Source organism: Halorussus rarus (assembly GCF_003369835.1).
GTDB classification, from domain to species: Archaea; Halobacteriota; Halobacteria; order Halobacteriales; family Haladaptataceae; genus Halorussus; species Halorussus rarus.
Genome location: NZ_QPMJ01000003.1, coordinates 192,629 through 205,129, shown reverse-complemented (window position 1 = coordinate 205,129; position 12,501 = coordinate 192,629). Strand labels below are relative to the sequence as shown.

Genomic DNA, 12,501 nt, shown 5'->3' with positions numbered 1-12,501 from the left:
CCCGTTCAGTCCGCCGGGTCGGGCACGCAGATGTTCCGAATTCCAGACCCGGCGTTTTTTCCTGCCGGTCGCGGTAGCTCCGACCGAGAGATGGCCCCGCTCGACACCCGGTTCACCGACCTGCTCGACCTCGACGTGCCGATAGTCCAGGCCCCCGTCGGGAGCGCGACCTGTCCCGAACTCGCCGCCGCGGTCGCGGACGCCGGCGGCCTCGGGATGCTCGCGGTCACGTGGCGGAGCCCGGAGGAGACCCGCGAGACCGTCCGCGAGACGCGGCGCCTGACCGACGGCGCGTTCGGCGTGAACGTCGTGATGGACGACGACGCGAAGGCGGTGCCCACCGGGGACCACCTCGACGCCTGCCTCGCGGCGGGCGTCGACGTCGTCTCCTTCTCGTTCGGCGCGGGCGACGAGCACGTCGAGCGGGTCCGCGACGCGGGCGGGGTCGTCCTCCAGTCGGTCGGCAGCGCCGACGCCGCCCGCGGCGCGGCCCGGGCCGGCGCGGACGCGGTCGTCGCGCAGGGCTGGGAGGCCGGCGGCCACGTCGAGAGCGAGGTCGCGACCATGCCGCTGGTCCCCCGCGTGGTCGACGCGGTCGACGTCCCGGTCGTGTCGGCTGGCGGCATCGCCGACGGCCGGGGTGTCGCCGCGGCGCTGACGCTCGGCGCCGACGCGGCGTGGCTCGGCACCCGGTTCCTGGCGACGGCGGAGGCGCGGGTCCACGACCGGTACCGCGAGCGCGTCGTCGACGCCGCCGAGACCGACACCTACTACGGGACGCTGTTCGACGAGGGGTGGCCGGACGCGCCCCACCGCGTCCTCCGGAACGCCACGGTCGACGACTGGGAGGCGGCGGGCGGCCCGCCGCGCGGCGAGCGACCGGGCGAGGGCGAGGTCGTCGCGGAGGGACCCGACGGCGACCCGGTCGAGCGCTACGAGGACTCGCTGGCGCTCCCCGGGACGACCGGCGACGTCGAGGCGCTCCCGCTGTACGCCGGCCAGAGCGCCGGCCTCGCCGAGGAAGTGGTCTCGGCCGAGGACCTGACCGCGGAACTCGCCGCGGAGACGCGGGCGGCGCTATCGCGGGCGAGCAGTGGGCGCGAGGGAGACGCGGAGCGCTCCGAGGAATAGATTCCGAGAGCCGACCGTCACCGGTACGCCGGAAGCTCCTTCCCGAAGACGAGGAAGTAGCCGGTCCCGACCAGGCCGACGGCGGTCGCCAGCCCGAACGCCAGCGGCGGCGAGAAGCCGTAGATCCAGCCGCCGACTGCCGCGCTCGGGACGACGACCGCGTTGCGCGCGAGGTAGTACGACCCGACCACCCGGCCGCCGGCGTCCTTCTCGGCCGGGCCGACGATGAGCGCCTTGTGGGCCGGGAGCCCGGCGAACCGGAGCCCCGAGACCGCGAACAGCAGCGTGACCAGCGCGGTCTCCGAGAGCGCGAGGCCCGCGACGGTCAGGCCGTCGGCGGGCACGTTGACCAGCAGCGCCGGGAAGACGGCGTAGACGACGAACCCGAGCGCGACCACCGGCTTGAGGCCGACCCGGCGGGCGAGCTTCGAGACCGGAATCATCACCGCCAGCGCGACCGCCATCTCCACGGCCAGCAGGACCCCGAAGAAGGCGTCGGGACCCAGGAAGCCCACCACCGGGAGGGTCGCGCTCACTTCGAGGTACTGGGTCACCACGAGCACGACGAAGACGTACACCATCCCGTTCGCGAACCGGACGAGGGTGTCGCCGACGAGCAGGGGCCGGAGCACCGCCGGCATTCCCCGGAGGTCGTCGAGAATCTGGGCGACGCCCTCGAACTCCTTGCCGAACGAGTCACGGCCGGCGTCGTACAACACGTGCTGGGCGACGGTCGCCACCAGCCCGAACCCGGCCGCGACCGCCAGCACGTAGCGGAAGCCGACCTCGAACTCGTACGTCGCCAGCAGGCCGGCCGCGATGAGCGGGCCGAGCAGGAAGGCGGTCCGGCGGAACGTCTCGGTGCTGGCGAACCCGGTCGCCAGCTCCTCGGGCGGGACGCTCTGCTTGACGATGGCGAACGTCGCGCCGAGCCCGAACGACTTCCAGGCCTGCGCGAGCAGCAGGCCGACGAAGATCCACGCCCAGCCCGGCACCGGCAGGACGTCGAACTCGGGCGCGAGGAACCACAGCAGGAAGCCCAGCGTCGAGGCCAGCCCGAACGCGGTCAGCGCGGTCCGCGAGCCGATGCGGTCCGAGACCGCCCCGCCGGGGTACGGGTAGACCGCGCCGATGAGGTTGCCCAGGCTCCCGTAGAGGCCGATGACCAGGCTGCTCGCCCCGAGGACGCCCAGGTACCGGCCCATGTACCGGCCGGTCATCTGGAAACCGAGGCTGAACGCGAACATCGCCAGCGAGAGGACGAGGACGTCCCGCTCGAGCGCGAGGAACTGCCGGAACGCCGCGAAGGGGTCGGCGCGCTCGCGGTCGGTCGCCATGTGAGAGGGATGGAAACCGACCGACTAAACTCCCGGGGAGATGCCGATACGTTCGTCTACGGACGGTGGGGGACGGCTCGATAGGTCGAAGCCGGCCGGAGGAACCGGCAGTTCGGCGTCGGCGAGTCCGACGCCGCCGACGGTCAGACCGAACCGCTAAAGGGCGTGTAGCCGTCGGTTATGGGTAATGAAGACGCTCGGAACGGCGAGTGCTGCGCCCGGCGAGGTGGACACCGGGCGGTTGCAGGTCGGCGAAACGCGCGACGGCGGCGACTTCGGCCTGCCGGTCGCGGTGGTCAACGGCGCGGAGGACGGCCCGACGCTGTACGTGCAGGCGGTCAGTGACGGCGACGAGCTCAACGGGCTCGGCGTGATCCAGCGGGCGATCCCCCGCATCTCGCCCGAGGACCTCTCGGGTACCGTGCTGGTCACCGGCATCGTCAACTACCACGCGTTCCAGGTGGCCGAGCACCGCAACCCCATCGACGACACCAAGATGAACCGCACCTACCCCGGCGACGAGTCGGGGACCTCCAGCGAGCGCATCGCGGCCGCCACCTTCGAGGCGGCCACCCGGGCGGACCTCATCCTCGACCTCCACCAGGGCTCGACCAGCCGGATGCTCAACGAGGTCCGGGTCCGGTGCGGCCAGCGCCACCGGCTCCACGAGGAGTGCCTGGAGCTCGCGAAGGTGTTCGGCTGCGGCCACGTCCTCGACCAGAAGGGTCCGGAGGGCCAGCTCGCCCGCGTCGGCCCGGACGAGGGCATCCCGACGGTCGACCCGGAGCTCGGGGGCTGCATCGGCTGGGACGAGGAGAGCATCCGGTACGGCGTCGACGGCCTGTTCAACGTGCTGCGGTACTACGGCTTCCTCGACGGCGACGTCGACCGCCGGCCCCAGACCCGCGCCACGGGGTTCGACCGCTACGGCTCGCCCTCGGGCGGGCTTGTCCGGTTCCGGAAGGACCTGGGCGACCGGGTGGAGGTCGGCGACGTCATCTTCGAGGTGACCGACCCGTTCGGCCAGCTCAAGGCCGAGGTGACCGCCGACGACAGGGGCATCTTCTGGCGCTCGCGCCGGCTCCCGCAGGTCGCGACCGGCGAGTACGTCTGCTCGGTCGGCACCGACGTCGACGAGTTCTGACCGACGATAGCGCGGTCCCTTCGACAACTATTGGTTCCTGAGTCCGACAGTGATGGGTATGCCGACCGACCTCGCCTGCCCGGACTGCGGCCGGACCTACCACGCCGGCCCGGACGAACCGTGGCGCTGCGATTGCGGCCATCCGCTGGAGTTCGCCGACCGACCGCTACCCGACGGTCCCGCGCCCGACTTCGCGGAGTTGGACACGCGGACGGGGCTGTGGGCGTTCGAGGAGTTCCTGCCGGTCACGCCCCGCGTCACGCTGGGCGAGGGGTTCACGCCGCTCGTCGACGCCGAAGTCGATTCGAACTCCACCGCCGACTGGGGCCCGAACGTCCAGTTCAAGCTGGAGTACGTGTTCCCCTCGGGGAGTTTCAAGGACCGCGGCGCGACCGCGACCCTCTCGCGAGCCGCCGATTTGGGCGTCGAGAAGGTCGTCGAGGACTCCTCGGGCAACGCGGGCGCCGCCGTCGCCCAGTACGCCGCCCGGGCCGGCATCGACGCCGACATCTACGTGCCGGCCGACGCCAAGGCGTCGAAGCTGGCGGCTATCGAACGCGTCGGCGCGACCCCCGTCAGAATCGAGGGCTCGCGCCGGGACGTGACCGACGCCTGCGTGGAGACGGTCGAATCAGACGACGAGGCGGGCTGGTACGCCAGCCACGCCTGGAACCCCACGTTCTTCGCGGGCACCCAGACCTTCGCCTTCGAGGTCGCGGCCCAGCGCGACTGGGACGTTCCGAACGCGGTGGTCACGCCGCTGGGTCACGGCACGCTCTTCCTGGGGGCCTACCGGGGCTTCCGCGCGCTGAAGGACGCCGGCTGGACCGACGAGATGCCGAAACTACTCGGCGCGCAGGCCGCCGGCTACGCGCCCATCGCGGCGGCGCTCCACGGCAGCGAGGCGACCGAGGGCGACAACTCGACCGCCGACGGCATCCAGATCGTCGACCCCGTCCGGAAGGAACAGATCCTCGACGCCATCGAGGAGACCGGGGGCGACGCCATCGCGCTCGGCGCCGACCCGGTCGACGCGGCGCTCGACCGCCTGCGCCGCGGGGGCTTCTACGTCGAACCCACCTCGGCGGTCGCGCCCGCCGCGGTGGCCGCCTACCGCGAGCGCGGGATCCTCGAACCGAGCGACGACGTGGTCGTCCCGCTGACCGGGAGCGGGCTGAAATCATGACCACCTACCCCGCGAACTACTGCCCGCAGTGCGGAACCGAGCTCACTGCACGCGAAATCGAGGGGCGCGAGCGCCAGTACTGTCCCGACTGCGAGCGAGTGGTCTGGCGGAACCCCGCTCCGACCGCGGGCGTCGCGGTGGTCGACCACGCGGGCGTCCTGCTGACCGAGCGCGCGGTCGAACCCGGGGTCGGCGACTGGGCGGTCCCCGGCGGCCACCTCGAAGTGGAGGAGAGTCCGCGGGAGGCGGCCGCCCGCGAGCTCCGCGAGGAGACCGGCGTCGGGGTCGACCCGGACGACCTCCTCCTGCTCGACACCTTCGCCGCCGACCAGTTCGAGGGCAAGCGCATCGTCTCGATCGGGTTCGCGGTCCGACGCGAGGGGACCGACGGGGAACCGGCAGCCGGCCCGGAGGTCGCCGACGTGGGGTGGTTCACCCCGGAGTCGTTCGCCCGGACCGGCGGGGCGTTCCACCCGCCGCACGGCGAGCGCTTCGAGAAGGCGTGGAGTAGATTGGGGTAGGAAGGGAGGAGTCTTCTCGGCGATCCAGTAACGGCTATGAGTTGACACTTCGATGAGTCGGCAAATGACCCAGGAGGTCGCCGATTACTGCCCGTACTGCGGCGGCGAACTCGCGGACCGTCGGACGGACGACCGCGAGCGCCGGTACTGTCCCGCCTGCGAGCGCGTCGTGTACCACAACCCCACGCCGGGAGCCGACGTGACCGTCGTCCGCGACGATTCGGCGCTGCTCGTCCGCCGGGCGGCCCCGCCGGGAGCCGGCGAGTGGACGGTCCCCGGCGGTCACCTCGAGGCCGACGAGCACCCTCGTGTCGGGGTCGTCCGCGAACTCCGCGAGGAAGCGGGCGTGTCGGTCGCCCCCGGGACCCTCACGCTCGTCGGGACGGACCTGCTCGACTCGACGGGGGAGAAGTACGTGCTCAACGTGGGATTCGCCGTCAGGGCGTCCGAGTCGACGGGCGAACCGACCGCCGGCACCGACGCCAGTTCGGTCCGCTTCTTCCACGCGGACGAACTGGCCGACGACGGGTACGACCTCCGACCGCACGTCCGCGACCGGGTCGAGGCGGCGATGGCGGCGCTCGACTGAGTCACTTCTCCGGGTGAATCGGCGCGTCGAACCCGCCCCGGACCAGCGGCTTGGCGATGTGGCGCCTGGCCTCGGGCGGCACCTCGTACCAGCCGATCTCCAGTTCCCGGTCGACCTCGCGCTCGACCTTCCCCGGCGCGGTGGTCCCGCAGTCCCGACACCGGTAACCCTGGCCGGCGCCTGCGCTCTCCATCGACCGGCCGCAGTCGGGACAATCGGGCGTGACGAGTTCGGTCCGGTCCAGTTCGCGCACCGCGAACTTCTCCAGCTTCAGGGTCCCGCCCGACACCTCGCCGCAGGCCGCGATGCGGTCGCCGGGCCGGAGCGCCCGGACCCGGTCCCGGAAGCGCTTGGTCGGTTCGAAGGCGGCGCACCGGAGTTCCGCGTCTGATTCGGGGTCCGCCAGCGGGAAGAAGACGTGGCCGCCGCGGCGGGTCTCGGGCGCCTCGGCGACGGTCCCCTCGACGCGGTAGGCCCGGCCGTCCTCGACGTCGGCGAGGTCACCGTCGCGGAGGTGGGCGTCGGTGCCCTGGTTCGTCACGAAGACCGCGCGGCGCGAGACGGGTTCGCTCTCGATGGCCGCGGCGACCGTCCGGACCGTCTCGGGGTCGTCGCCCCGGATACCGTGGAGGATGGGCCCGAGAGTGTGCGGGACGCAGACCAGCTGGCCGGTCTCGCGGTCGACGGTGTCCCAGGCCGCGGGGTAGGCCGCATCCGCGGCCGCGAACACCGAGTCGGCGTCGACCTCGCGGGGCGTGCCGACCCGTTCGGGCTCGCGGTAGGAGATGCACTCGTAGGTCCAGGGGTGGGCGACGTCGCCGTCCTCGCCCTCCGCGTCGTCGCGGTCCTCGAACGCCGCCCACGCGCCGACCGCCGCCAGCGCGCCGATCTTCCCGCGGCCCAGCTTCCATCCGGCGCTCCGGTAGCCCGCGGCCGCGATGCGCTCGTCTGCAGTCTCGACCGAGAGGTGGTCCCGGACCGCCGCGCGTGCGAAGTCGGCGACGGCGTCCGGGACGTCGTCGGGGTCGCCCGGCGCGACGACCAGGCCGGGGTTGGTCCGGGGGTCGTCGGTCTCGGCGACCGCCTCGACCTCCTCGCGGGCGATGTCGAAGGCGGCGTCGGGATCGGCGTCGGTGTGGACCGCGAGCGCGGCGTTGCCGCGGGTCTTGTGCTCGACCGCGGGGTTGAGCCTGACGAGCAGCAGGCGCTCGACGCTCGCGGAGTCGGTCGCGTCCTCGCTGCCATCGTCGCGGAGGCGCTCGGCCAGGCGGGCCGCGAGGTAGGTCGTGCACATCCCGCGCTCGCGGGAGTCGGTGTCGTCGACGCCGATTACCGTCACTGTCTCGGGTTGGACCGTGTCGGATTAACGACTTTCGGACCGACCCCGTCTTCGGTAATCAAGCTACCGTTCCGTACGCGGCCAATCGCAAGCAGTCGCCGGGGTGAGGTCGGCACAATGTATATATAGGGGAATCACTTACATGCGGATATGTCCCGGTCTGCACTGGTCGGGAACGTGACCGCAATGCTGGAGGACGCGGGGTTCACCGTTAGCGACCGGTGCGCAATCCGACCCAAGAGCTTCGACGTGGCCGCGCGGCGCGGCCGCGACCTGCTCTTGCTCAAGATACTGGCGAACGTCGACGCGTTCGACGGAGAGACGGGTCTGGAGATGCGGCGACTCGGGGAGTACCTCAGCGCGACCCCGGTCGTCGTCGGTCTCCGGACCCGCGACGAGGAGCTCGAGCCGGGCGTGGTCTACTTCCGGCACGGCGTCCCGGTCCTGAGCCCCGACACCGCCATGGAACTGTTCGTCGAGGGGATGTCGCCGCTGGTGTACGCCGCGCCGGGCGGCCTCTACGTCAACATCGACGGCGACGTCCTGCGCGACGAGCGCGAGGAGCGCGACTGGAGCCTGGGCCGGCTGGCCTCGGAGCTCGGCGTCTCCCGGCGCACCGTCTCGAAGTACGAGGACGGCATGAACGCCAGCGTCGAGGTGGCGCTCGAGCTCGAAGACATGTTCGAGGGCGACCTCACCAGCCCCGTGGACGTGCTCGACGGGGCCGAGGAGGTCCGCGAGGGCGAGCCCACGCCCGAGGACCCCGAGCCCGAGCGCGACGACGAGCGCATCGTCACGGTGCTGACCCGCGCGGGCTTCGAGGTCCACCCCACGGTCCGCGCGCCGTTCAAGACGGTCAGCGAGGACGAAACCAGCCACGAGAACGTCCTGACGGGCCACTCGGCGTTCACCAAGGCCGCCGAGAAGCGCGCCCGCATCATGTCCTCCATCGGTCAGGTCGCCCGGACGCGCTCGGTCTACTTCGTCGACGAGGCCAAGCGCGAGAGCGTCGACGGCACCGGCCTGGTCGAGCGCGAGGAGCTCGAGGACATCGACGACCCCGACGAGCTCCGGGAACTCATCCGCGAGCGCGGCGAGAAGCCGGCGTGAAGCCTTTTGCTATCGGGAGTATAACGGTCGGGCGATGAACCGCCGCGCGTTCGAGACGCCCGACGAAACGTGGAAGCAGATGGTCATCGGCGGCGTCGGCGGTGCTCTCGGGTTCTCCGTCGCCGAATCGACGGTCGGCGGTGAGAGCGCGGTCCTGCTCGCGGTCGCGACCGGGGTCGTCGCCCTCGTCGTAATGGTGGCCCTCACTGCGGCGATAAACAGGTTCGGCTGAGAATCGGGATTCGAGCGGGGCCGTCACCGGACGGCTCAGGCCGCCTGCCCGTCGCCGTACGTCTCCTCGAGGTACTCGACGATGTCGTCGCTCTCGGCCATCCCTTCGACGCCCTTCTCCTCGTCGACCAGCACGGGCACGCCGGTCTGGCCGCTGACCTCCTCGACCTCGTCGCGCTCGGCGTGGGCGCTCGGCACCATGTGGGACTGGTAGTCGAGATCGAGTTCGTCGAGTTTGTCGGTGACCTTCGCGCAGTACGGGCAGCCCTGGAGTTCGTACAGTTCGAGGTTCGGCATGTCCGTTCGTAGGTACTTGCCGGGTAAGAACGTGGTGGTGCCGGAAGCGCGTGACGAGACCTCGGAGGGAGACGGCGGAAATACTCAACAGGTGGCAGAAAGTGGACGGATAAGAGATAGCTAGCTACTGCCGTCACAAATGTACCGCACAGCACCGCGACCGCGGGCCTCCCGCCTCCCTCGCACGCATCGGTGCGGTCCTGAAGACCGCGCCGGCGTGCGCCGAGAGGAAAATCCATCGAGCGCGACGGTTTCGATTCGGCCCCTCCAATCGCACCTCTCACTCCACCGGTCGGCGCACTCGCCTGACGATGCGCGAGACCCCGCGCCGGATGCGGCGGCGCTGGTAGATCGTCTCGCCGAGGCCCCACGCGACGACGACCGCGCCGGCCAGCACCGCGCCGAGGAACTCCCAGCTCGACATCCAGACCGGGCGGATCCACGGCGTGACGTGGGCCCAGAGCCGGGCGGCGTGGTTCGCCCGGTCGGCCAGCGGCGTGCCCTCGAACGCCGCGGCCAGCCAGAACGAGACGGTCTTGGTGTCGCCGCCGACCGCGAGCCGGCTCCCGCTGAGTTCGTAGTCACCCGTCTTGCCGAGTTCCCGCATGGTCGGGCCGCCGGGTTCGTCGCCGTAGGTGATGCGCTCGACGTCGTAGGGCGCCCACGGCGCGTGGAACTCCCAGACGACCTCGCCGGTCGGAGTCACCTCGAAGACGCGGTGGTGCATGGTGTCGACGACGAGCGTGTTGCCGTTCGGGAGGCGGTCGGCGTCCCGCGGCCAGTTGAGCCCCTGCGTGCCGACGCTCCAGGTCTTCGTCCAATCGCCCTCGCTCTCTCGGGCGTACTCCACGATGCGGTCGTTCTCGCTGTCGGCCACGAGCACGGTCGGCGTCCCGTTCGCCTCGCGGAGGTACTGGGGGTTGTGCTGCTCGTACAGCACGTCGTGGTTCCCGTCGCTGCCCAACTGCATCGTCACCTCGTCAGTCGAGCGGTTCACGACGACGACCTGATCGAAGTTCCGGGGCGAGACGAGGTACTCGCCGTCGCCGATCTTGTCGATGTCGTTGACGTGGGTCCAGTCCTTCGCCCGACCGCCACCCGACTCGGGGTAGCCGTGGTCGGCGAACTCCCACTCCCAGACCGTCTCGTCGGTGGTCATGTTGTAGACGAAGATGCGGTCGCCGCGGTCCGGTTCGCGCATGTTGGCGACGAGCAGCTGGTCGCCGTTGATGAGGTCGACGTCGTGGGTGTCGTGGATGGGCAGGCGCTCGGTCCAGACGCGCTCCCGGGTCGCGGGGTCGAACTCGTAGACGAGCGTCGCGTTGGGCGTCGTCGCGGTCACCAGCAGATTGCGGTTGTCGAGCGGGTCGACGTCGTAGAACCACCGCGCGTCGAACCCCGAGCCGTTGTGGACCCACTGCACCTCGCCCCGGGGCCCGACCGCGACGAGGCGCGCGGGCTTGTTGGCGTTGGCCATCCCCTGGAAGTGGAAGCCCTGGATGGAGATGACCGTGGTGCCGTTCGCGGGGTCGTCGACCGAGGCCCGGAGGTTGGTCGGGTCCTCGCTCGTGGCGAGGAACGTCGCGCCGGAGATGCCGGCGGGCGCGACCAGTCCGAGGACGAGGAGCGCGACCGCGCCTCGCACCAGCCACCGGCGCGGAACCCCGCGGAGGGCGTCGGAGGAGGGAGCGTTCATGTCGGTTTCCACGCAAGCGGAGGGGATTAAAATTGGGGCGCGGCGGTCAGACCGGCAGCCGGTCGGCGAACGTCGCGGCCTCCTCCTCGTCGACGCCGTAGGCGGTCACGCGCTTGCCGTTGCGCGAGAAGGAGGTGTACTCCGGGGACATCACGCCGATGACCTTCTCGACCGGAATCGAGACGTAGTCGTACTCGTCGGTGGCGACCTGGTTGAACCCGACCACCCAGTCCCAGTCCTCGATGACGAAGGCGGCGTCGACCTTCGTCGCCTCCTCGTCGGCGTAGTATATCTTGGCTATCGGGCCGTCGTCGGTCTCGGAGCGCTGGTATTCGTCCATTGTCGAGATATACATCGACGTCCGACGACATAACTGTTACTCGGCAAGACAACGACTCGCAAAGGGAGTGACCGAGGTCCGAGGAGGTTCGACCCGAGAACCGAACGCAGAGAGGCGGAGAAGAGTCGGAGGCGAGACCGAGCGGCTCAGACGCTGGCCTGGAGGACCCCGCTGGTCCGGACGAAGAAGTAGACGACGAACGCGGCCGCCAGCACCCAGTGGCCGAGCCGGACGTCCTCGCGCTTGCCGGCGGCGAGCTTGACGATGGGGTAGGAGACGATGCCCGCGGCGATGCCGTACGCGATCGAGTAGGCGAACGGCATGATGAGGATGGTCAGGCCGGCGGGCACGACGTTCGTGACGTCGTCCCAGTCGATGTCGACGACGTTCTGGAGCATCACGACGCCGATGACGACCAGCGCGATGTGGGAGGCGTACATCGGAATCGCGGCGGCGACCGGCACGAACACCAGCGAGACCAGGAACAGGACGCCGACCGTCAGCGCGGTCATCCCGGTGCGGCCGCCCTCCTCGACGCCGGAGGCCGACTCGATGTAGGTCGTGACGGTCGAGGTGCCGAGCATCCCGCCGACCGTGGTGCCGACCGCGTCGGCCATCAGGGGCCGGTCGATGTCCGGGAGGTGGCCGTCCTCGTCGAGGAAGCCGGCGATCTGCGAGACGCCCGTCAGGGTGCCCGCGGTGTCGAAGAAGTCGACGAAGAAGAACGTGAAGACGACGAGCGCGAACGAGAACGCCTCGATGTCGCGGAGCCCGTCGAGGAAGGCGCCGGCGAGCGGCGTGATGTCGTAGGTGGTCGCGGCCGCGCCGGGGGTGAGCGTGCCGGCCCCGACCAGACCGGCCCACTCGGCGGCGTAGCCGATGCCGGTCGTCAGCAGGATGCCGAGGATGATCGACCCGGGGACGTTCCGGGCGTAGAGCGCGAAGGTGAGGAACAGGCCGACGACCGAGACGACGGCGACCGGACTCTGGCCGATCGGGGCGAGCGCGACGATGGTGCCGCCCTCGCCCGTGACGATACCCATCGCCTCGAGGCCGATGATGGCGAGAAACAGGCCGATACCCGTGCCGACCGCGAACTTCACGGGTTCGGGAAACAGCCGGATGACGTACTCGCGGGCGCCGACGGCGGTGAGCACGATGAAGATGATCCCTTCCGCGACGACGGCCGCCAGCGCGACCTGCCACGCGATGCCCATCCCGATGACGACCGTGATCGCGAAGAAGGCGTTCAGGCCGAGGCCGGGCGCCTGCGCGAACGGCCTGTTGGCGTAGAACGCCATCGTCAGCGTCGCCACGGCCGCCGCGATGAGGGTGACGACCGCCAGCATCGACTCGGTCTGGGCGGCCGAGTAGTTCTGGAGCTGGATGGCCTGCGCCAGGATGTCGGGGTTGACCACGACGATGTAGCTCATCGTCAGGAACGTCGTCAGCCCCGCCAGTATCTCGGTCCGGAGGTCCGTGCCGTGCTCCTCGAAGCCGAAGTACTCCGCGAGCGCGCCGGTCACGCCCGAGTCGGAGCGCGCGTCGGTCGTTTCTTCAATACCCATGATGCACGAGTG

The 12,501-nt window shown here is 70.6% G+C and carries 13 protein-coding genes; 7 read left to right on the top strand and 6 right to left on the bottom strand.

The genetic code is table 11. From position 1 onward, the window contains the following. The first annotated feature begins 90 nt into the window (after positions 1-90). Complete coding sequence (locus DVR07_RS17160) at positions 91-1,131, top strand: NAD(P)H-dependent flavin oxidoreductase (RefSeq protein ID WP_115798543.1); 1,041 nt, start codon at positions 91-93, stop codon at positions 1,129-1,131. A 17-nt stretch (positions 1,132-1,148) separates the two neighbouring features. Here the strand turns inward: DVR07_RS17160 and DVR07_RS17155 are convergent, their stop codons facing one another. Next, complete coding sequence (locus DVR07_RS17155; RefSeq protein WP_115798542.1) at positions 1,149-2,468, bottom strand: MFS transporter; 1,320 nt, start codon at positions 2,466-2,468, stop codon at positions 1,149-1,151. Positions 2,469-2,655: 187 nt separating this feature from the next. Here DVR07_RS17155 and DVR07_RS17150 point away from each other — a divergent pair, with 187 nt between their 5' ends. From DVR07_RS17150 to DVR07_RS17135, 4 genes are all read left to right on the top strand, one after another. Further along, positions 2,656-3,612: a succinylglutamate desuccinylase/aspartoacylase family protein gene (locus DVR07_RS17150; protein ID WP_115798541.1), complete on the top strand. Its 957-nt coding sequence runs from the start codon at positions 2,656-2,658 to the stop codon at positions 3,610-3,612. A gap of 58 nt (positions 3,613-3,670) precedes the next feature. Continuing rightward, the gene (locus DVR07_RS17145; RefSeq protein ID WP_115798540.1) at positions 3,671-4,798 is read left to right on the top strand and encodes a pyridoxal-phosphate dependent enzyme; all 1,128 of its coding nucleotides are present in this window, start codon (positions 3,671-3,673) and stop codon (positions 4,796-4,798) included. Further along, positions 4,795-5,319, top strand: coding sequence for an NUDIX hydrolase (locus tag DVR07_RS17140; protein WP_115798539.1), 525 nt, complete (start codon positions 4,795-4,797; stop codon positions 5,317-5,319). The genes DVR07_RS17145 and DVR07_RS17140 overlap by 4 nt, the downstream gene beginning before the upstream one ends. Positions 5,320-5,383: 64 nt before the next feature. After that, on the top strand, positions 5,384-5,908 hold the full coding sequence (locus tag DVR07_RS17135) for an NUDIX domain-containing protein (RefSeq protein ID WP_115798538.1): 525 nt from the start codon (positions 5,384-5,386) through the stop codon (positions 5,906-5,908). A gap of 1 nt (position 5,909) precedes the next feature. Here DVR07_RS17135 and DVR07_RS17130 read toward each other — a convergent pair whose 3' ends face one another. Then, positions 5,910-7,247, bottom strand: coding sequence for a tRNA(Ile)(2)-agmatinylcytidine synthase (locus DVR07_RS17130; protein ID WP_115798537.1), 1,338 nt, complete (start codon positions 7,245-7,247; stop codon positions 5,910-5,912). 150 nt (positions 7,248-7,397) lie between these two features. Between DVR07_RS17130 and DVR07_RS17125 the strand changes: the two genes are divergently transcribed. After that, positions 7,398-8,357: a transcriptional regulator gene (locus DVR07_RS17125; RefSeq protein ID WP_115798536.1), complete on the top strand. Its 960-nt coding sequence runs from the start codon at positions 7,398-7,400 to the stop codon at positions 8,355-8,357. Between the two features lie 34 nt (positions 8,358-8,391). Then, entirely contained in the window at positions 8,392-8,589 is a 198-nt protein-coding gene (locus tag DVR07_RS17120; protein ID WP_115798535.1) for a hypothetical protein, read from the top strand. A gap of 35 nt (positions 8,590-8,624) precedes the next feature. Here DVR07_RS17120 and DVR07_RS17115 read toward each other — a convergent pair whose 3' ends face one another. The 4 genes from DVR07_RS17115 to DVR07_RS17100 all read right to left on the bottom strand — a co-directional run bounded on the left by DVR07_RS17115 (position 8,625) and on the right by DVR07_RS17100 (position 12,489). Next, positions 8,625-8,885: a glutathione S-transferase N-terminal domain-containing protein gene (locus DVR07_RS17115; protein WP_115798534.1), complete on the bottom strand. Its 261-nt coding sequence runs from the start codon at positions 8,883-8,885 to the stop codon at positions 8,625-8,627. 280 nt (positions 8,886-9,165) lie between these two features. Next, positions 9,166-10,581, bottom strand: a complete 1,416-nt coding sequence (locus DVR07_RS17110) for an aryl-sulfate sulfotransferase (RefSeq protein WP_115798533.1) — start codon at positions 10,579-10,581, stop codon at positions 9,166-9,168. A 46-nt stretch (positions 10,582-10,627) separates the two neighbouring features. Beyond that, positions 10,628-10,921 (bottom strand): hypothetical protein, encoded by a 294-nt coding sequence (locus tag DVR07_RS17105; protein ID WP_115798532.1) that lies wholly within the window; start codon positions 10,919-10,921, stop codon positions 10,628-10,630. Between the two features lie 146 nt (positions 10,922-11,067). After that, the gene (locus DVR07_RS17100) at positions 11,068-12,489 is read right to left on the bottom strand and encodes an NCS2 family permease (protein ID WP_115798531.1); all 1,422 of its coding nucleotides are present in this window, start codon (positions 12,487-12,489) and stop codon (positions 11,068-11,070) included. Positions 12,490-12,501: the final 12 nt, after the last annotated feature.

Coding starts and splice junctions, on each gene's coding strand:
- DVR07_RS17115 (WP_115798534.1), bottom strand. CDS start 8,885: ATGCCGAACCTCGAACTGTACGAACTCCAGGGCTGCCCGTACTGCGCG.
- DVR07_RS17145 (WP_115798540.1), top strand. CDS start 3,671: ATGCCGACCGACCTCGCCTGCCCGGACTGCGGCCGGACCTACCACGCC.
- DVR07_RS17155 (WP_115798542.1), bottom strand. CDS start 2,468: ATGGCGACCGACCGCGAGCGCGCCGACCCCTTCGCGGCGTTCCGGCAG.
- DVR07_RS17105 (WP_115798532.1), bottom strand. CDS start 10,921: ATGGACGAATACCAGCGCTCCGAGACCGACGACGGCCCGATAGCCAAG.
- DVR07_RS17100 (WP_115798531.1), bottom strand. CDS start 12,489: ATGGGTATTGAAGAAACGACCGACGCGCGCTCCGACTCGGGCGTGACC.
- DVR07_RS17120 (WP_115798535.1), top strand. CDS start 8,392: ATGAACCGCCGCGCGTTCGAGACGCCCGACGAAACGTGGAAGCAGATG.
- DVR07_RS17110 (WP_115798533.1), bottom strand. CDS start 10,581: ATGAACGCTCCCTCCTCCGACGCCCTCCGCGGGGTTCCGCGCCGGTGG.
- DVR07_RS17135 (WP_115798538.1), top strand. CDS start 5,384: ATGACCCAGGAGGTCGCCGATTACTGCCCGTACTGCGGCGGCGAACTC.
- DVR07_RS17140 (WP_115798539.1), top strand. CDS start 4,795: ATGACCACCTACCCCGCGAACTACTGCCCGCAGTGCGGAACCGAGCTC.
- DVR07_RS17150 (WP_115798541.1), top strand. CDS start 2,656: ATGAAGACGCTCGGAACGGCGAGTGCTGCGCCCGGCGAGGTGGACACC.
- DVR07_RS17160 (WP_115798543.1), top strand. CDS start 91: ATGGCCCCGCTCGACACCCGGTTCACCGACCTGCTCGACCTCGACGTG.
- DVR07_RS17125 (WP_115798536.1), top strand. CDS start 7,398: ATGTCCCGGTCTGCACTGGTCGGGAACGTGACCGCAATGCTGGAGGAC.